This window comes from Coprococcus sp. OM06-34AC, from assembly GCF_003462545.1.
GTDB classification, from domain to species: domain Bacteria; phylum Bacillota; class Clostridia; order Lachnospirales; family Lachnospiraceae; genus Coprococcus; species Coprococcus aceti.
In genome coordinates this window covers 19,778-36,471 of record NZ_QTZF01000011.1, presented here as the reverse complement: position 1 = coordinate 36,471, position 16,694 = coordinate 19,778, and the positions used below count along the sequence as shown (strand labels likewise).

General features: G+C 41.1%; 27 protein-coding genes. 3 read left to right on the top strand and 24 right to left on the bottom strand.

Features of this window, described 5'->3' with window-relative positions; genetic code table 11:
• Positions 1–45 precede the first annotated feature (45 nt).
• The 6 genes from DXB91_RS13660 to DXB91_RS13635 are packed head-to-tail and all read right to left on the bottom strand — an operon-like array spanning position 46 to position 1,958.
• Entirely contained in the window at positions 46–324 is a 279-nt protein-coding gene (locus tag DXB91_RS13660) for a DUF4176 domain-containing protein (protein ID WP_118018473.1), read from the bottom strand.
• 60 nt (positions 325–384) lie between these two features.
• Entirely contained in the window at positions 385–702 is a 318-nt protein-coding gene (locus DXB91_RS13655) for a WXG100 family type VII secretion target (protein ID WP_118018471.1), read from the bottom strand.
• Positions 703–720: 18 nt separating this feature from the next.
• On the bottom strand, positions 721–1,020 hold the full coding sequence (locus DXB91_RS13650) for a WXG100 family type VII secretion target (protein WP_015533472.1): 300 nt from the start codon (positions 1,018–1,020) through the stop codon (positions 721–723).
• An 18-nt stretch (positions 1,021–1,038) separates the two neighbouring features.
• Positions 1,039–1,311: a WXG100 family type VII secretion target gene (locus DXB91_RS13645; protein ID WP_055273954.1), complete on the bottom strand. Its 273-nt coding sequence runs from the start codon at positions 1,309–1,311 to the stop codon at positions 1,039–1,041.
• Positions 1,312–1,325: 14 nt separating this feature from the next.
• Positions 1,326–1,643 (bottom strand): hypothetical protein, encoded by a 318-nt coding sequence (locus DXB91_RS13640; RefSeq protein WP_118018469.1) that lies wholly within the window; start codon positions 1,641–1,643, stop codon positions 1,326–1,328.
• Between the two features lie 24 nt (positions 1,644–1,667).
• Positions 1,668–1,958, bottom strand: a complete 291-nt coding sequence (locus tag DXB91_RS13635) for a WXG100 family type VII secretion target (protein WP_118018467.1) — start codon at positions 1,956–1,958, stop codon at positions 1,668–1,670.
• A gap of 225 nt (positions 1,959–2,183) precedes the next feature.
• Between DXB91_RS13635 and DXB91_RS13630 the strand changes: the two genes are divergently transcribed.
• Complete coding sequence (locus DXB91_RS13630; protein WP_118018465.1) at positions 2,184–2,714, top strand: DUF6120 family protein; 531 nt, start codon at positions 2,184–2,186, stop codon at positions 2,712–2,714.
• Between the two features lie 2 nt (positions 2,715–2,716).
• On the top strand, positions 2,717–3,190 hold the full coding sequence (locus tag DXB91_RS13625) for a hypothetical protein (RefSeq protein WP_055280679.1): 474 nt from the start codon (positions 2,717–2,719) through the stop codon (positions 3,188–3,190).
• An 80-nt stretch (positions 3,191–3,270) separates the two neighbouring features.
• On the opposite strand, the gene DXB91_RS13620 is transcribed toward DXB91_RS13625, so the two are convergent.
• The 16 genes from DXB91_RS13620 to DXB91_RS13545 form a co-directional block, all read right to left on the bottom strand.
• Positions 3,271–3,807, bottom strand: a complete 537-nt coding sequence (locus DXB91_RS13620; protein ID WP_118018463.1) for a hypothetical protein — start codon at positions 3,805–3,807, stop codon at positions 3,271–3,273.
• Positions 3,808–3,834: 27 nt separating this feature from the next.
• Positions 3,835–4,113 (bottom strand): hypothetical protein, encoded by a 279-nt coding sequence (locus tag DXB91_RS13615; protein WP_133300891.1) that lies wholly within the window; start codon positions 4,111–4,113, stop codon positions 3,835–3,837.
• Positions 4,114–4,119: 6 nt separating this feature from the next.
• Positions 4,120–5,370: a hypothetical protein gene (locus DXB91_RS13610; protein WP_118018461.1), complete on the bottom strand. Its 1,251-nt coding sequence runs from the start codon at positions 5,368–5,370 to the stop codon at positions 4,120–4,122.
• A gap of 3 nt (positions 5,371–5,373) precedes the next feature.
• Positions 5,374–6,720 carry a hypothetical protein gene (locus tag DXB91_RS13605; protein ID WP_118018459.1) on the bottom strand — a complete coding sequence of 449 codons (1,347 nt, stop codon included), beginning with the start codon at positions 6,718–6,720 and terminating at the stop codon, positions 5,374–5,376.
• Positions 6,721–6,760: 40 nt separating this feature from the next.
• A complete protein-coding gene (locus DXB91_RS13600; RefSeq protein WP_022216203.1) occupies positions 6,761–7,084 on the bottom strand; it encodes a hypothetical protein in 324 nt (107 codons plus the stop codon).
• 29 nt (positions 7,085–7,113) lie between these two features.
• Positions 7,114–7,410: a hypothetical protein gene (locus tag DXB91_RS13595; RefSeq protein WP_022216202.1), complete on the bottom strand. Its 297-nt coding sequence runs from the start codon at positions 7,408–7,410 to the stop codon at positions 7,114–7,116.
• 206 nt (positions 7,411–7,616) lie between these two features.
• Complete coding sequence (rplA, locus tag DXB91_RS13590; RefSeq protein ID WP_015533477.1) at positions 7,617–8,309, bottom strand: 50S ribosomal protein L1; 693 nt, start codon at positions 8,307–8,309, stop codon at positions 7,617–7,619.
• Positions 8,310–8,364: 55 nt separating this feature from the next.
• Complete coding sequence (rplK, locus tag DXB91_RS13585; protein WP_015533478.1) at positions 8,365–8,790, bottom strand: 50S ribosomal protein L11; 426 nt, start codon at positions 8,788–8,790, stop codon at positions 8,365–8,367.
• 43 nt (positions 8,791–8,833) lie between these two features.
• Positions 8,834–9,361 carry a transcription termination/antitermination protein NusG gene (nusG, locus tag DXB91_RS13580; protein ID WP_015533479.1) on the bottom strand — a complete coding sequence of 176 codons (528 nt, stop codon included), beginning with the start codon at positions 9,359–9,361 and terminating at the stop codon, positions 8,834–8,836.
• A gap of 15 nt (positions 9,362–9,376) precedes the next feature.
• Positions 9,377–9,589, bottom strand: coding sequence for a preprotein translocase subunit SecE (gene secE, locus DXB91_RS13575; protein WP_015533480.1), 213 nt, complete (start codon positions 9,587–9,589; stop codon positions 9,377–9,379).
• Positions 9,590–9,616: 27 nt separating this feature from the next.
• Positions 9,617–9,766 carry a 50S ribosomal protein L33 gene (gene rpmG, locus DXB91_RS13570; RefSeq protein ID WP_004849439.1) on the bottom strand — a complete coding sequence of 50 codons (150 nt, stop codon included), beginning with the start codon at positions 9,764–9,766 and terminating at the stop codon, positions 9,617–9,619.
• Positions 9,767–9,900: 134 nt separating this feature from the next.
• Positions 9,901–10,143: a hypothetical protein gene (locus tag DXB91_RS13565; protein WP_055280684.1), complete on the bottom strand. Its 243-nt coding sequence runs from the start codon at positions 10,141–10,143 to the stop codon at positions 9,901–9,903.
• A 38-nt stretch (positions 10,144–10,181) separates the two neighbouring features.
• Complete coding sequence (locus tag DXB91_RS13560; protein ID WP_022216200.1) at positions 10,182–10,658, bottom strand: COG2426 family protein; 477 nt, start codon at positions 10,656–10,658, stop codon at positions 10,182–10,184.
• A 14-nt stretch (positions 10,659–10,672) separates the two neighbouring features.
• Positions 10,673–11,467: an enhanced serine sensitivity protein SseB gene (locus DXB91_RS13555; RefSeq protein WP_015533482.1), complete on the bottom strand. Its 795-nt coding sequence runs from the start codon at positions 11,465–11,467 to the stop codon at positions 10,673–10,675.
• Between the two features lie 30 nt (positions 11,468–11,497).
• Complete coding sequence (locus DXB91_RS13550) at positions 11,498–12,325, bottom strand: zinc ribbon domain-containing protein (RefSeq protein WP_022216199.1); 828 nt, start codon at positions 12,323–12,325, stop codon at positions 11,498–11,500.
• A gap of 80 nt (positions 12,326–12,405) precedes the next feature.
• Entirely contained in the window at positions 12,406–12,909 is a 504-nt protein-coding gene (locus DXB91_RS13545) for an HD domain-containing protein (protein WP_117548519.1), read from the bottom strand.
• A 219-nt stretch (positions 12,910–13,128) separates the two neighbouring features.
• Between DXB91_RS13545 and murI the strand changes: the two genes are divergently transcribed.
• Positions 13,129–13,896 carry a glutamate racemase gene (gene murI, locus DXB91_RS13540; protein WP_015533484.1) on the top strand — a complete coding sequence of 256 codons (768 nt, stop codon included), beginning with the start codon at positions 13,129–13,131 and terminating at the stop codon, positions 13,894–13,896.
• Positions 13,897–14,164: 268 nt separating this feature from the next.
• Here the strand turns inward: murI and DXB91_RS13535 are convergent, their stop codons facing one another.
• Entirely contained in the window at positions 14,165–15,367 is a 1,203-nt protein-coding gene (locus DXB91_RS13535; protein ID WP_118018457.1) for a tyramine oxidase subunit B, read from the bottom strand.
• A 31-nt stretch (positions 15,368–15,398) separates the two neighbouring features.
• The gene (locus DXB91_RS13530) at positions 15,399–16,688 is read right to left on the bottom strand and encodes an MFS transporter (RefSeq protein WP_118018455.1); all 1,290 of its coding nucleotides are present in this window, start codon (positions 16,686–16,688) and stop codon (positions 15,399–15,401) included.
• Positions 16,689–16,694 lie beyond the last annotated feature (6 nt).

The window sequence follows — 16,694 nt, the reverse complement described above, 5'->3', positions numbered from 1 at the left end:
GGTTCATCTTCAAGCTTGCCCAAGTCTACATACAAAAGAACTCCTCTATTTTCCATTATTTTCCTCATTCAGGTATTTGTCAACAAATTCAAACTCTTCCGGGTCCTGAAATCCAACAAAATATACCCGTTCTATCTGGTCATGGTCAAACATATACGTCTGTTTTGTAGATATATTTCCCTCTGGATACAGGCATCCTATATAATCCCTTACGCTATCTGAATCCTCTGCCTTCTGCAATCTTCCATATATCATCAACCTTTTATTTGCGTTCTCTAATAACACAACCGAACCGATCGGCAGATATTTCTTAAATTCAATCATAATAACCTCCTCAATCTCAAAATGCCATCTCTGATGGCTATCAGAGATGGCACTTCTTTCCTACGAAATAATATTTGCTGCAAGCGATTCCGTTGCCGCTGCATTCTTTTTCTCTGTTGTCGTATATTCTTTAGCAAGTTCTGCAAGATTATTTACATGTTCATTAATCATTCGGCCCATGGTATCCATATCCGTCTGCAGTTTTCTAAATTTGTTTATATACGATGCAGACGCATCTCCTGTCCATGATGATGAAAGTCCAGTGACATCATTCATCATATCATCTGTCAACGATTTCGTCTGAGTCATAACTGATTTAAAATCAGCAGCCTTAGCCTCCAATTCCGCCGGGGTGACTTTCAAATTCATATCTGACATATCTGTATTTTCCTCCCTTTAATACTTTCTCTGAGCCACTGTATTTGCATTTGTGGCTTCTGTAGTTTCATAATTAGCTATTATATTGTCCAGCGCTGAACAATACTGTTCTATCAGATTACTAAAATTTGTCATCTGTGAAACATCACTCTCAACTGCAGAGCTGAAAGCTTTTTTCGCGCTACCATCCCATGTACTGTTCAGAGCCTCCTTACTGTCTCTGAGCTTGGTTATCTGCTTCTTAAGAGACTGATTTTTCGAGCGAAGCTCTGTTGTTCTTTTCGTCATCTCTGACGATGTTACTGAAAATGCTCCCATACTTGATCCTTCCTTCTATTATTGATTTTGGTATATATTTGAAGCCTCCCGGCTCATACCCACGCCTAAATTTTCAAGTGCTGTACATGTATTGGATATGTCATTGTATACACTCTCGAGTTTTCCAATATATTTGTCACTTGCATCCCCTTTCCAGTTTTTTCTTATAGTCTCGACTTCACTTCCCAAATCAGATAAAACATACTGCTTTATACTTGCTTCTGAATTCAAGTAGCCATTTATAGCCGCTGCTATTTCTGAATATTCCAAATCACTAATCTTTTTTTCCATGTGCTTACATCCCTTCAGCGAATTATGTTATCTGGTAACGATGAGGTCATATCACCATTCACAACTTCAGCAGTGATGTAGTTTCCTATAACCTCACCCAAGGTATCACCATACGAATACATATCCTTCATAAATGCCTGCATAGTATCCATCTTCGATACAAGATCAGAATAAATATCTGCCCAGCCTTCACTCTCCCAATATTCCTGTATCTTGCCACAGGTTGATATGATCGTATCATACTGATTTCCCAGATCTGTTGCCCCCTTGCTCAAGGTATCATGAAATGTTTCCAGTTTATTTATCGGTACTTTCACCGTCTCAACATACATACTTTCCCTCCGTTATTAAGCACCCTAGCCAATCAGAGCAATTACATTTTTTTCACAAGTCTCAAACGTATTGCATACATCAAGCAATGAGTCCACTTTCTTTTGAAGATCCTCATACATGGATTTAACTTTACTATCGCTGTTCTCAAATTTTGTATTAAATGAGTCTGCTGCAGGGCCTTTCCATTCTTTAATAAGATCTTGATAATCATTCTGGATGTTTCGTCTGTCAATTGTGCTTTGATCCAGACAGTCCTGTATAGTCACAAGATCTGTGTGCAGCTTCCTTGTATCGACATTTATCTTATCCGACATAATCTTTCTCCATTCAATTATTTTGCATTTTTAGTATTACATCTTTTAAACCGTTTTGTCAACAATGGTTTTGTTTTTCTAAATTTATTTGTTTATATTTTTGTAACTAACAGCCACATTTTGACAAAATTTGTTTATTAATGTCAAAAGCATTATTGATTTTCTGATATTTTAGTATAAAATAATATTAGTTCATATTGAAATTGTATTAAAAGGAGAATGAAAGTGAACACCAACTCAGCATATGAAAAAAACGAAAAAACTGTAGATAAGTATATTAAAGCTATTAAAAAAGAGTTTCCAATATACAGAAAGGGGGAAAAGAGATATTTAAAGATGTTGCGTAGTTCTATGTATGATTACGCAGTAAGTTTTGATGGCGAGTTGATCACAGTATCACATCTGTCTGAAAAGTTTGGAAGTCCTAAAGATTGTGCCAATACATATATTGAATATTTAGGCACAGATACTATATGCCACAACATGAACGGAAAGAAATATGGAAAATATATTTTCATTACCGCGCTTTCTGTTATACTGGTTTTTGCAATATGTATATCAATTATGTTGTATAAGGAATGGCAGATATCCAGACGTAGTGATATTGCATCAACTACTATTGTCATTCAAGAGGGTGTAACGCCAGATGATTTATCTGATAAATCACGGATAGATTCTGCTGAAGACGCACAATTAAATAATAGCTCGGAAACTCAGAATAATGATAATAACAATAATACTGATACGGAGGAATAAATATGAATAAAAAATTACGTAGATTATTAGCTATATGTTGTATGATCTTCATCTGTTTGTCTACAATAAACGTTCCAACTGTTAAGGCCGCAGAAGAAGATACGAGCGATGACTCTCTTACATTTGTGGAAGTTATCGAGGAAATGCCATCTCAGCCATCTCTGAGTAGAGCCACAAAAACCAAAAGTGCTTCCAAAACTATATACTGCAATGATTCTAACGGAAACGTTCTCTGGAGTCTTCAGATTGCAGCAACATTCCGTTATACAGGTTCTTCCAGCACATGCACATCCGCTAAAGCTGTAGCAACTTCTAATAGCTCATACTGGAAGGTAGCCACACCTTCTTGTTCAAGATCTGGCAACAAAGCAACTGCTAGTACAGTTGGGAAAAAGTACTCCTCAAAAGGCGTACTGCTTCAGACAGTTACTAAATCAGTTACTATATCATGTTCAGCTAACGGAACCATTTCCTAGTTAGTTATACAAGATAAAGAACAAGGCCACATACCACACGAAATATCTTACAGATTTTTCATATGGTATGTGGCTTTATTTTATCTGTACCGGCCAGACACCCCTGCTAATGCAGATCTTATAACCAGCTCCAACGCAGTAGCAACAACGTACAATGCTATGCATATTACCAACTTCACGCCCATAGAAAGCTTCTCACTTTTAGCAACCATAAACGTCACGACTGCCGCAGTTCCGAGCAGCAAGCCTCCTATGGCACCGCCAACAGCACCACCCATTATTCCCCAATAGTCTATAAAATATAATACATAAAATACTACTATCCAGGCAGGAGCTTTTTGATTAGCTCCTGCACCATCTGGATATGTTCCCAGATCCATTCCATCCATAATGAGACTGATACCACTCACTGCGCTTATAACCAGATTCAGTTCTTTTCCTGCTAACGGAACTGTATAGCTCAACTGTTTATCTTTTCTTAAGGTGCCTGTTCTCTCCAGTGATCTGAGCTTGAAAGCCTCCCCACCATTAATAAATATACTTCCTTTCATGTACTCCACCAGATATTGAACACCATCTATCTGTACATTCCAGCCATATTTCTTTGTATCTGCCATTGTTTTAGCTCTCCCTTTTCCATTAAATTATTTCTCATTTTGTTTTTTATAAATTTCGGATGCCTGCTCACTCATACTCATTGCCATATTATATGCTGCGGTATTTGTGTCACTAATTGCATTGTATAGCAGCTCAAGTTTACCTACGAATAAGGTCTCCGCTTCGCCCTTCCAATTCTTGTTAAAGCTTTCTGCCGATTGAAATAAACTATCTAGAATATATTGACTTATATTATTTCGGATTCCCAATATACCATTTATAGCGGATTCTATTTGAGCATACTCATAATCTGTTATTTTTTCCAACACAAATCACCTCCCCGCAATGTTTTTATTTTCACTCTTCATGTACTTTATATATTTATCAAATTTTTGCTCTGATAATTTATCAAATACCACCGGCATACATGAACCATCTGACATAGAATAGACTCCTGAAAATTCCGATGAATCAACAAGTGCATATTCAACATTTCCCGGAAGCTTCTCTATACAATCCTCCACCAAAATAAATGTAAATGCACAGACACACAGATCATCACGCAGTGCTTCCACAATTCTATGATTTTCCAATAAAGCCATATCATCTACAAACACTATGTACCGCGGTTTCATATTTTCTACGCCGACTCCATTCAAAGCCTTTCTTTCCTCGATTGCCTGTGCCAGCATGTCTAATACTTTTCCTCTTTTTTCAGGAGTGCCTGCTACAAGACTAATGCCCGTCTCCATCTGAGTTCTCGTAAACGACTCATATTTATTCCACCCCTTACTATGAACACTATCATACACAAATGCAACCTTAAGATTCTCTGGCACTTCACTTACCAAAATCTGCGTAGACAATGCCCTAACTATATCGTATGCCTTCCTCTTGTCACCGTGTCCTACTACGCCAAGTAATCCCACCTCGTCCAGACTTATCGCTTTAGGGATATCATGTATTATTCCGTATTCCTCTTTGAGTTTTTTACAAGTTCTCTTTAACTTAATATTCTGTGGTGTATTTACCATATTGGGAAGTATGATATGCTCTGATATATCCAGATCACCTGTTCCTAGTCTATATGTAAGCATTACATCTCCCTGATTGCGAATCTTTTTCTCTCCCCTCATAATTCTTCTTATCAGATCCTCTGCCGGCACAAACCGTTTGTTCATCCATTCTAAAGCGGCTTCTCTATAAGAAATTATCTGCTTGCTAACATCCTCCAAATAGTTCTCTCTTATTTTTTTTATTTTCTTTCTTGAGGGTCTATTTCGTAAATAATCACGAATACTATCATATAAGACCACAAGAACAATCACTATTCCTACTGGTACAGCCCCCAGAAGCATAAGCGTATATCTTGTAACGGAAGGGCTTGGATGCGGTTCACCTGTCATCTCCATATATTTATAATACGCATACACGCCCAAAACCGCATAAAATGCTAATATTTTTATAGCTGTCCATATATCTTCTTTATTTTTATTAAGTTGGGGAATCGCATGCAATTTGAGATCACTCTCCATGCTTGGAAATCTTTCAATAATATTTTTATTTGTATCTTCTCTAATCATTTCTTACCTAATAAATTTAATTTCAACATCGCTATCTAATGCACACTTTGCTTTCATGTATAGATCTTTTAAATCTCTATTTGATATACTCCGTCCTCTTGCATCAATAACTATTGTCTGCTTTGTTCCTGTGGGCAAATTTGCTTTCATTTTCTGGCTTCTTGTCGTGACATCTTTGATAAGCATTGCCCTTCCACTTTCATTTTGAATATTATAACTTCTGACATCAATACAACTTCCATCCTTATACAATGTCGGACTTATACTTCCTTGAGCATTACGCGTTGATTTTTCTCCATTTAAAAAAGCCTGATTTTGACTGTAACCTTCATTTTTACTTGTAATTTTCCGGACAGTTTTCTCTTTTGTCGAAAGCTTTCCAACCTTGCGCTTTTCTCCTTCCATTGCCTTATTTTTTTCTATACTTTTTGTTCTTTTTACGTCAACAAATTTCTCGCCAATTCCAACAGCAGTATCTATCGCTAAATTATATGTAAAATTCTCTTTATATTGAATTGCGGCATCCTCCAACGAAACGTTTCTACAATGTGATTTCTCTTGGGCGCAATATATGGATGTCGACAAAGCCGAATTCCCCGCCATTACTGCGAAGTTAACGCCATTTACATAACCGGTTATTTTATATTGCTGTAAAAAAGCTGCAGTATTAGTCATCGTCTTTGCACTTTTCACTATAGCCAACGTCTCCCCAAAACCTTCCAGTAATCCAGTGGCTCCACCTTCCAAAGCACCCCACATATATGCATCAGCAAAGGCATCCGCAGGATTTTCTCCATTTTTGCATGCCATATAACATGAATACTCTGCATTCATCATAGATGTTGTTAGAGAACCCCACGCCATGTCTGCCGTTACTGTCTCTATCATAGTTGCTGCTGTTGTACTTGTCATTGTGCCAGTAGACATCGCTGCAGCAGTAACCTCTGGTGCTACAATAGCAATCACCAGCAATCCCACTATTATGCTCGTTCCAATGACTATCTTTCCTTCATTTGTCTTTGCCCACGGGGTAATTGCATATTGATTTCCAAGGTCTATACCCATTTGAGTATATGTATCATTACACATCTTATACTCTTTGTATATATCTTGCAAAGCTTTTGAAAACTTGTTCAACCGATCAGCTTCTTCCACAAACTCATCATAAGTTCTTATAAGTGCTGGCATGTCATATAACCCATCTGCCATTTTGCTGTATCGTATAACATCCATCTGCCTTTTATACATATCTATGTAATCCCCAAAGTTTTTACTGACGTTATTAAATTGTTCTACTTCGTCCTCCAGCTTCTCAAGATGTACATATAGTTCTATACCAGTGCCGTCCATCATTTACCCCTTAATATTACTTTTTAACCCAATATTTCTTTTAGTTAATTACGTCTCCCGACAAAGATTCTCCAATATCCACATTAATTGCTTCCACAACATCATAGCTTTCTGTAATATTTACAATATCCACATAGTACTTAGACATATCGTCTACGATCTCATTCATACGATCTGATTTATCTGCCATATCTTCATAAATATCTGTCCAGCCATCACTTTCCCAATAACCATTTATTTTGTTGCATGTTTCTATAATACTTCCAAATCGCACAAGCATATCCGCAAAGTTCTGCGCATATAGTTTTTCAAATAGCAACATTTGCCTTAATGGCACCACTATTATTTCTGTATCGCTTTTCACATAACCATTCCTTCCTGAATTTTGCTCGATCAGAGTTCCTGAATCCTATCCAATACAGAAGCTTCACACTTCTCAAACAATTTACACATGTCATAAACGCCATCTATCTTATCCTTAAGATCACTATATAAAGCCTTCATATTGGTCATAGCATTTCGAAATCCTTCATCATAAGTTTTTGCGGCAGGTCCACGCCACTGTGACGCAAGTTCTTCATATCCACACTGAATAACAAGTCTTTCGCGCATACTCGCATCAATATCGTCCTTCAACGCCTTTATATCCGCATGTAACTGTTTTGTATTAATATTTATTTTTGTTGCCATACTCATCCTCTCCATTTATGTTATATACAGTATCTTACTTTTGGATATAGTTGTCAATATGTATTTAGATAATCTATTTTATGTTGATCAGTATTTATTGTCATCGTTTTTTGCATACAAAAAGCCCCACACCCTACGCGATATCCTGAAGATATCTCATAGTGGTGTGGGGCTTTTGTGTGACTGATGCTCAGGTCAACCGGCTTTTATACGTAGCTTGTTGTGTTAATCTTTACACCAGGGCCCATTGTTGAAGCAATTACAACGCTCTTAAGGTACTGACCCTTAGCAGCAGCTGGCTTTGCCTTAACAATAGCATTTATTAAAGTCTGGAAATTCTCGTTTAACTGTTCCTCTGTGAAAGAAACTTTTCCCACTGGCACATGGATAATGTTGGCTTTGTCAAGTCTGTACTCTATCTTACCAGCTTTGATATCTGAGATAGCCTTAGCTACATCCATAGTAACTGTTCCAGCCTTAGGGTTTGGCATGAGACCCTTTGGTCCAAGTACACGACCAAGACGTCCTACAACGCCCATCATGTCAGGTGTTGCAACAACAACGTCGAAGTCTAACCATCCCTCGTTCTGGATCTTTGGTACGAGCTCGTCTCCACCAGCGTAATCAGCGCCTGCTGCAAGAGCCTCGTCAACCTTTGCACCCTTTGCAAATACGAGAACCTTAACAGTCTTACCTGTTCCGTGTGGAAGAACTACAGCACCACGAACCTGCTGATCAGCGTGACGTCCATCAACACCGAGTCTGAGGTGTGCCTCTACTGTCTCATCAAACTTAGCTGAAGCCATCTTCTTAACTAAAGCAACTGCCTCAGTTGCCTCGTAAGCAGCTGTCTTATCATAGAGCTTGCTTGCATCTACATATTTCTTACTCTTTATCATTATTATAAACCTCCTGTGGTCATATCGGGAGCGACCCTCCCACTAAATATCTGTATTACTCTTCAACTGTAACGCCCATTGAACGAGCTGTTCCAGCGATCATGCTCATAGCTGACTCAAGGCTTGCAGCGTTCAGATCCTTCATCTTAAGTTCAGCGATCTCCTGAACCTTAGCCTTAGAAATTGTTGCAACCTTAGTCTTCTTTGAGTTTGCAGAACCTGACTTGATGTTACATGCCTTCTTGATAAGAAGTGATGCAGGTGGAGTCTTTGTAATGAAGCTGAAGCTCTTATCCTGGTATACTGTGATAACAACAGGAATGATCATGTCACCCTCATTAGCTGTTCTTGCATTGAATTCCTTTGTGAAAGCAACGATATTTACACCGTGCTGACCAAGAGCTGGTCCAACAGGTGGTGCAGGAGTTGCCTTTCCTGCAGGTATCTGTAATTTGATGTATCCTTCTACTTTCTTTGCCATTTTAGCATTCCTCCAAAATACTGTGGTACAATCCACTTGATAATTACAACTTCTTGATATCAGCAAACGCAATATCAACAGTATTCACACGACCAAACATTTCTACTTCGATGGCTACGGTCTGTTTTGCAGTATTAATTGCCTTAATTGTTGCTACTGTGCCTTCCCAGGCACCTGAAGTAACCGTTATTGAGTCTCCCACTTCAACATCGATGACAACCTCCTCTGAGGTCTGATACAGATTGCTCAGCTCCTCATCAGTGAGTGGTACAGGCTTTCTTGGATCTGATCCGACAAATCCTGTAACTCCTCTGGTATTACGCACAACATACCATGTAACATCGTTCATGATCATGTTGATGAGAACGTAACCAGGAAGTATCTTTCTCTCGATCGACTTTGGCTTACCATTCTTAATCTCTGTGGCATCTTCAACCGGAACGACTACCTCTAAAATCTGGTCTTGTAAATTTCTGTTTTCTTTTGTTTTCTCAATATCAGCCTTTACTTTGTTTTCATATCCTGAGTAGGTATGAACAACATACCATCTTGCATTCTCTGCCTCTGACATATTCTCCACCATCCTTTACCCAACTATGAAATTCAAACCAATCTGGATCAACCAATCTACGATAGCTATGATACAGCCGAGTACGACTGAGGAAACAACTACCGCAAATGACTGTCTTGCAAGGGAGCTCTTGTCAAGCCATGTAATCTTTCTGAACTCTCCCTTTAATTCCTGAAACCAGCTTCTCTTGAGAGTATTTGACTTTTCTTCTTTACTAGATTTAGACATAACTCTATTCCTCCTTACTGGTTCAGACTATTTTGTCTCCTTGTGTACTGTATGAGCCTTGCAGAATCTACAGTACTTCTTTGTTTCCATTCTGTCTGGATGCGTTTTCTTATCCTTTGTCATATTGTAATTACGCTGTTTACAATCCTGACATGCCAATGTTATTTTAACGCGCATTTCCACTTACCTCCATTGTTATTTTAAGGCACAAAAAAAAGACCTCTTTCATCGCAAAGTCTACAATAACACAATCGACCTATGCAAGTCAAGAAGTCTTTTATATAATTTCTAGTATATTTGATCCTGTCCGTCTATCTTCCGTTTGTACTCATGTCTTTTATGACATCTATGAGATCCATGTCGGAATCTGTGAGCTTCACATTGGTACAAATGGTCTTGCCCTCTGTATCTGTGATCTTCACTTCTATTATATAGCCTTCCTTTATTCCTGTGGCTGCGGCTGCTCTGAGGAACATAGGGAACTTTGGATGATTCTGGACAAACCGCTCCCAGGCTCCTTTGATCTTAAACATCATTCCCGGATTAAATGCCATATTTATCAACCTCTCTGTAAATCTTACTTATATCAGTATTATTTCAAAAGACCTATCGCTCCGAACAATCCTATACTTCCAAGGTACATGATCACTCCTGCCATGATCACTCCCAGCATGACCATGATAACGCTTTTCTTCCAGTCAAGCTCAAGGAAGCTGGCTGCCAGTGTTCCTGTCCACGCCCCGGTTCCCGGAAGTGGTATTCCCACGAACAGCAGAAGTGCGATATACACTCCAGTGCCGGACTTTGCCATGAGCTTCTGTCCGCCGTGCTCTCCCTTCACAAGACACCATGTGAAGAATTTGCCTATGAATCTCTTGTCTTTTCCCCACTCAAGCACACGTCTTGCAAACCAGTATATAAATGGAACCGGTATCATATTGCCTATGACGCACACTATAAATGACGGTATACTCGGAAGTCCGAAGCCCACCGAATACGGTATGGCGCCTCGAAGCTCAAGTATTGGTACCATGGATATAAGAAATATAGTCAGATATTTTTTTAACATAACGATCCTCTCATTTAATTTTCAAGTCCGGCTCTAACATAGAACGGCTCTGTCACCTCTGTCACTTTCTTACCAAGCATGTTGTCCGCTCTGACCAGTGCCACCTCGATGCCAAATGAATGAGGCTTCATAAGAGGTATGAGTCCGGCAAATACAGGCTTCTCGTCTCCGTTTACCTCAAGAGCAACAAGATACTTATCCTCCTGTCCCTGCTCCTCCATCATCTGTATATACGCTCTGTCAACATTCTCTTTGTCTGCCAGATACTCTCTTGCAGCATCAAGCATCTGTATCGGCTGATACTTTGGTGTTCTGAGCTTGACTGTTGCGCCTGGCTTGATCTTGCTCTGTACAAGTCCTGTACGTGAGCGCTCTCTGTACTGACGGATAAACTCTCCTGATATAAAGCAGTTCTCAGTGAAAGGATTCATAGCTATTCCGCTTATGTTTCCATTTGAATTGAACACAAGATCCTCAAGCTGCTTATATGGAAGTATTATTCTCTGGAAGCCATCGTTAAACTGCGATGAAGCCATCGACTCATAATCTGTGAAGCATGGAAGTACCTTGTCTCCCTGCTCATTTGTCAGAAGTGAGAAGTTGATCTTCACTCCGTCCTGGAATGTAACCTTTCCATTCTCATCAGGCTTTGGCTCCTGGTCGAACTTTGCAGGAACTATAAATACTGCATGGACCACTGACTCAAAGAGCTGCTTAAGTGTATCCTTGTTCTCATTTTCTCTAACTGCGTGCATAGCCTCAACAAGCTCCACGTTCTCAATCTTTTTTCCAATGTCTTTTACGTCCATCTCGTTATCCTTTCATTAATTAATTGTGTATTATCTCTTCTCACCGTAATGCTCGTTGTAAAGCTTCACCGCTTCCTCATAGTGCTCTTCATCAGCCTTTGCCTGATCTGATCTCTTGGACAACACAAGATCCGGTCTCACATCCGGCATGCTCTGGCCTATCCTTGAGGTAAATTCCGTAAAGAACTCCTGGCCACCTGCATATGATGCCATCGGTATAGCCACCATTCCCTTTGAGGTTGCAAATATGTATCCTCTGTTCACGTGATAGAACGGCTCTACAACGCGCTCATTCTCTACTATATCATCTATCTCGTATTTTCTCCACATAAATGGTATCTTACTGAAATATATCGCCTTGTCATCCATCTTCACCGCCGATGATACCGCTATCCTGCAGAATATCGCAAGTATAGCGCTCACACAGAATGCAAGTATGACTGCAATCCTTCCCATACCTTTATTGAGACTGTCCACTCCAAATACAGCCACCACAATGAGGAACAGTATGAGCAGGCTTACTATGAATACCATAGGTCCAACTGTGGAATAACCTCTCATAACTCCGTTCTTATTCTTGCGGCATTTTCCGTAGTAGCTTATTCTTGAAGGCTTCATACCGAGATCCTCTCCACACAGAGGACAATACTTCTGGTTGACCGTACAGTTTGCCGGTATTGATTTGCCGCAGTGCGGACATCTGAAGAATATGGTGTTTATAATGCCTGATATAAGCGCAAGCACTACGAACAGAATCCAGCCCATGCTTATATTTCCTGCAAATGCAAATCCAAATATACACAGCACTCCTACTATTGGCAAAGCTGTAGACAGTAACTTTGATATATAAAGCTTCATCTTTCTCCTCCAAATCTGACAGTGGCATCTACACTGTCACCATCTCTGACCTGTTAAGTATAACATAATTCATCTTTTTTTCAATATTCCAGCGAAAAGAGCTGTCTGCACAGCATTTTGCCGGATTCCGTGGCAAATATATTATCGTATGCCGTCCTTATAGTATCTGCGTCCGCCTTATCCTCATACATGTTGACGAGGAAATCGGCCTCCACCAGTATCTGATAATCCAGACCGTCTATATTCCTGTAGGTGTGGTGATGTGCCACCAGATAACATGCCCTCTCCACTGCGGCATCTTCTGCACCTGCCTCTCTGAGCAGCCGTCTTGCCTCAGGAGGTCCCTCCTGTTCCTGCAGCTTGCCATTATTATATCCATATTTCAGTTCTGCGTTCTTTATGCCTATATCGTGGGCAAGTGCTGCGATCTCCAGGACCTGCATCTCGTCGGGCTCCATGCCCTCCATCTCAGCTATCAGCTTCGCAAATGAATGAACCTTCAGGAAGTGATGTACCCGTCTGGAATCCCCGGCATAGTATTCAATCATTTTCTCTTTTACTATAGAAACCAAATCTCGTGCCATGTCATCATCCGCCTTTCTTTGTGACTCGTATCATTCTAACACCACTATTTGTGAATAGTCTATACAGTTTATAAACATTTAATCTTCCTTACGCCCGGATTTTCTGTTACTTCTATAATATATACTTCCGTAAGTTGTTTTTTATTGACTATAATAGTATAATTTTGGGTTAGAGATAAACCATCAATACAAGTGATACAAAACATTGGAGATTTTATTATGGACACACGTTCAATTGGAGTATTCGACTCAGGGCTAGGCGGAATAAGCGTTCTCCGCGACATCGTGGAGCTCATGCCCTGTGAAAATTATATATATTTTGGCGATTCGGCACACGCACCTTACGGAACAAAGACCAGAGAGGCTATTCTTGAGAGATCGGAGCAGTGTACCAATTTTCTTCTCGCAAAGGATGTGAAGGCGATCGTCATCGCCTGCAACACCGCCACAAGTGTTGCAGCCTCGACACTGAGACAGCAGTATCCTTCCATACCGATCATCGGTATTGAACCGGCTCTGAAGCCTGCGGTTCTGTGGAAGGAGCACGACAAGGTAGCTGTCATGGCCACCCCTGCCACACTGGCTCTACCTAAATTTCATGAACTCATGAAACATTATTCAAAGGAGTCCGATATTTACCCAGTTCCATGCCCGGGACTTGCGGATTATGTGGAAAAGGGAATTTTTGATGGTGAGGAGATCACAGAATTCCTGAAGGGACTGCTCGCCCCATCTCTGGAGAAGCATGTGGATGCCATCGTTCTCGGTTGCACTCATTATCCATTTGTGGAGAAGGTTATACAGCGTATTGCCGGACCTGACGTGAAGATCTTCAATGGAGCCCACGGCACCGCCCTGGAGCTTCAGAGGAGACTGCGCATCGCTGAGCTTCTCACGCCTTCCATAGAGAAGGGCACTGTGGAGTTCTACAGCAGCAGCACAAACCCTGAAACCATTAAACTTTGTCACCAATTGTTTGAAGCGTGAAAATATATATCTATGCCACAATCACTCAAAATGCATAACAGGTTACAGGCATATTTACCTAAAAATATAAGTCCATGTAGGTACATGGGCAATCGGTAGTGAATACATCCGAACTTCGGCAGTTTCTGTGCTAAGGCGTCGCACGCAAACGCTCTTATCGCGTGCAGAGCCGCATGCATATAGAAACTGTTGAAGTGACAGATGTAGAACGTGATTGAACATGTACCTACATGGACTTTATTTGGGTAAATATGACTGTAACCGTCCGTCAAAATGCATATGGGCGATCCCAGACTTTGAGTTTCGTGCCGATATCATGTACAAGGGCGTAGGTGTAACACTCATATGCCCAGGCGACGTCCTCTGTCGGCATTCCCTCTATGGACACGAGGATGATCTCGTCGTCAGATTCACGGCCGGGCTTCTTGCCACGGATTATCTCCCCGAATGTAGTAAGGGAATCCCTCTCTATCAATCCATCCTGCACCATGTATACGAAGTCCTCTCCCATGCAGCCTGTGTGGAGTCTGTTGCCCTCCGCATCATATCCAACATTATCTTCCTCTGCATAATTCTCGTACATTCCGTAGTTGTCTATAACTTTTTTCAAGTCAACAATACTCTTATGCACCATATTGAAGGTACTTGTAGAGATGACCAGCGCTCCGGGCTTGAGCCACTCTCGCTTGTACTCTGGCCACTCGCCCTCCTTACATGAGACTGCCTCAGTTATGATGTCGGCATCCTTAAGTGCCTCCTCCATATCCTTGCACAGAACTATATTTTTTACCTGAGGATAATTTTCCTCTATGTACTCTTTCATCTTGATCGCATTTGCCGATGTCGGTGAGCTGCCCTTTATCTTGATGGTGTCTATGTCAAATCTCTGTGACATGATGGCTCTGAGACTTGATCTGCATATGACTCCAGGGCCGACCAGTGTGAGCACCTTTGAGTCATTCCTTGCCAGAAGCTTTGCCGCAAGTCCCGGCATGGCACCTGTTCTCATAGAACTAAGAAGATTTCCGGACATATATGCCAGAGGTTTTCCTGTCTCCACATCGTTGAGCATCATCATCAGTATGGAACGAGGGAGCCCTATGGCTCTGTTGTTGCCATTTGAACCGTACCACTTCTCTCCTGCCACATGGAATCTGCCGCCAAGATATGCCGGCATGGCGATGAATCTCCTGTCTCTGGCATTGTTGACCGGGAAATTCTCTATCGGTGACTTCTTTGGGAAGTACAACATAAGGCCATGTGCGTCATTGTACGGACCACCCATGAGGAAATCTCCGTCCTCCATGAGTCCCATGGTCTCCTCCATAACATCCACACATCTTCCCGGGTTGAGAACACCCGCATCTATCATATCCTCCTCGCTGAGGTAGAGGAAACTTATATTCTGCTTGTCTGTTTCTATATTGCTCTTTCTTCCTGCCGCTTCTGATTCTACATCTCGGTTCTTCATAATCCTTACCAAACCTTTCTCTCGTCATATATCAGCTGTTTTTTATTATTTTGCCGTGAATCTCATTTGACGCACGACACATGATCACTATACATACAATGGACACTGCACTTATCACTACGCTGGAATCCATGAGCACTGTAAGTCCGTATCTGGAATTTATCCATCCACACAGCAGAGCTCCTATCCCCTCTCCGGCTCCCACCGTAAATGCGTTTATCAATGACATTCCCTTCACAACATCAGCGGGTGACAGCATCTCTTCTATAAAATACACACTTCCGGAATAGAATAACCCAAAGCCCAGCATCTCGCATCCCTGGGATATGACGATCACCCACACATTGTCCGAGAATGCCGCGAACATGTTCTTGAATGTCATGAACACCGCACAGCACAGCATTATCTTGTCAAGAGATATCCGCTTTCTGAATTTTATGAGCAGGAATGCCGACGGGACTTCACTGACCGCCATCACGAACTCAGCCAGTCCATAATGAAAATTATTGCCACCCAGGCGTTCAAACACATTTATCAGGAATGTCGTTCCAACATTATATCCCATGAACATAACCGCTGAACCTATGAGAAACCACCTGTACTTCGGGTATGTTGTGAGCAGATATCCTGCGGTGTGTACCTCTGTTTTCCGGGTCTCCGTAATGTTTGCTGCAGCTATTCTCTCTCTTGCGCCCAAAGCCCTGCAATCGCTGCAGGATGATGTATCATCCATGACCAGCAGCACCGCCAGCATCATGGCGGTGAACAGCATCTGTAGTATCAGAAGCCTGTTCGCATCATACCTGTCACAAAACACCCCAAACAGCACACATGCCACAGCCCACGCGCAGGAACCTGCTGCCCTGCATATAGGGTAGTTGATATTTCTACCGCCGTTCATATACTTTATGGACAGGGAATCTATAAGCGGTGATATGCATGTAAATGTTGCACCAAATCCGATGAACAGCATCACTGTCTGTACAAACGATAATTTATACTCATAAAAAACAGATGTCAACAGCAGCGCCACAGCAGTCAGCACTGAGATGATATATTTTAACTGGATACGTTCTGCATGCCGGTCGGAAAATACACCTATGATTATCTGAAACACTACAGTTGAAAATAATTTTACCGCATTTATTACTCCTATCTGTCCGTCCGTAAAACCTTTGTACTGTAACATCTGCGTGAGGTATGCGTACGCAGATGCCGCACAGGTCCAGAACATCATCTGTAATATTGCATATTTTATATTGAGCTTCGCGTTTTTATTTTTTATAGATGTGTCTACGCGTATCTTTTTCTGCAATCCCATAGGCTG

Coding starts and splice junctions, on each gene's coding strand:
- DXB91_RS13595 (WP_022216202.1), bottom strand. CDS start 7,410: ATGGCAACAAAAATAAATATTAATACAAAACAGTTACATGCGGATATA.
- DXB91_RS13625 (WP_055280679.1), top strand. CDS start 2,717: ATGAATAAAAAATTACGTAGATTATTAGCTATATGTTGTATGATCTTC.
- DXB91_RS13545 (WP_117548519.1), bottom strand. CDS start 12,909: ATGGCACGAGATTTGGTTTCTATAGTAAAAGAGAAAATGATTGAATAC.
- rplK (WP_015533478.1), bottom strand. CDS start 8,790: ATGGCAAAGAAAGTAGAAGGATACATCAAATTACAGATACCTGCAGGA.
- DXB91_RS13610 (WP_118018461.1), bottom strand. CDS start 5,370: ATGATTAGAGAAGATACAAATAAAAATATTATTGAAAGATTTCCAAGC.
- nusG (WP_015533479.1), bottom strand. CDS start 9,361: ATGTCAGAGGCAGAGAATGCAAGATGGTATGTTGTTCATACCTACTCA.
- DXB91_RS13605 (WP_118018459.1), bottom strand. CDS start 6,720: ATGGACGGCACTGGTATAGAACTATATGTACATCTTGAGAAGCTGGAG.
- DXB91_RS13635 (WP_118018467.1), bottom strand. CDS start 1,958: ATGTCGGATAAGATAAATGTCGATACAAGGAAGCTGCACACAGATCTT.
- DXB91_RS13535 (WP_118018457.1), bottom strand. CDS start 15,367: ATGAAGAACCGAGATGTAGAATCAGAAGCGGCAGGAAGAAAGAGCAAT.
- murI (WP_015533484.1), top strand. CDS start 13,129: ATGGACACACGTTCAATTGGAGTATTCGACTCAGGGCTAGGCGGAATA.
- DXB91_RS13640 (WP_118018469.1), bottom strand. CDS start 1,643: ATGTATGTTGAGACGGTGAAAGTACCGATAAATAAACTGGAAACATTT.
- rplA (WP_015533477.1), bottom strand. CDS start 8,309: ATGATAAAGAGTAAGAAATATGTAGATGCAAGCAAGCTCTATGATAAG.
- DXB91_RS13645 (WP_055273954.1), bottom strand. CDS start 1,311: ATGGAAAAAAAGATTAGTGATTTGGAATATTCAGAAATAGCAGCGGCT.
- DXB91_RS13555 (WP_015533482.1), bottom strand. CDS start 11,467: ATGGACGTAAAAGACATTGGAAAAAAGATTGAGAACGTGGAGCTTGTT.
- DXB91_RS13530 (WP_118018455.1), bottom strand. CDS start 16,688: ATGGGATTGCAGAAAAAGATACGCGTAGACACATCTATAAAAAATAAA.
- DXB91_RS13565 (WP_055280684.1), bottom strand. CDS start 10,143: ATGGCATTTAATCCGGGAATGATGTTTAAGATCAAAGGAGCCTGGGAG.
- secE (WP_015533480.1), bottom strand. CDS start 9,589: ATGTCTAAATCTAGTAAAGAAGAAAAGTCAAATACTCTCAAGAGAAGC.
- DXB91_RS13550 (WP_022216199.1), bottom strand. CDS start 12,325: ATGAAGCTTTATATATCAAAGTTACTGTCTACAGCTTTGCCAATAGTA.
- rpmG (WP_004849439.1), bottom strand. CDS start 9,766: ATGCGCGTTAAAATAACATTGGCATGTCAGGATTGTAAACAGCGTAAT.
- DXB91_RS13655 (WP_118018471.1), bottom strand. CDS start 702: ATGTCAGATATGAATTTGAAAGTCACCCCGGCGGAATTGGAGGCTAAG.
- DXB91_RS13560 (WP_022216200.1), bottom strand. CDS start 10,658: ATGTTAAAAAAATATCTGACTATATTTCTTATATCCATGGTACCAATA.
- DXB91_RS13660 (WP_118018473.1), bottom strand. CDS start 324: ATGATTGAATTTAAGAAATATCTGCCGATCGGTTCGGTTGTGTTATTA.
- DXB91_RS13650 (WP_015533472.1), bottom strand. CDS start 1,020: ATGGGAGCATTTTCAGTAACATCGTCAGAGATGACGAAAAGAACAACA.
- DXB91_RS13620 (WP_118018463.1), bottom strand. CDS start 3,807: ATGGCAGATACAAAGAAATATGGCTGGAATGTACAGATAGATGGTGTT.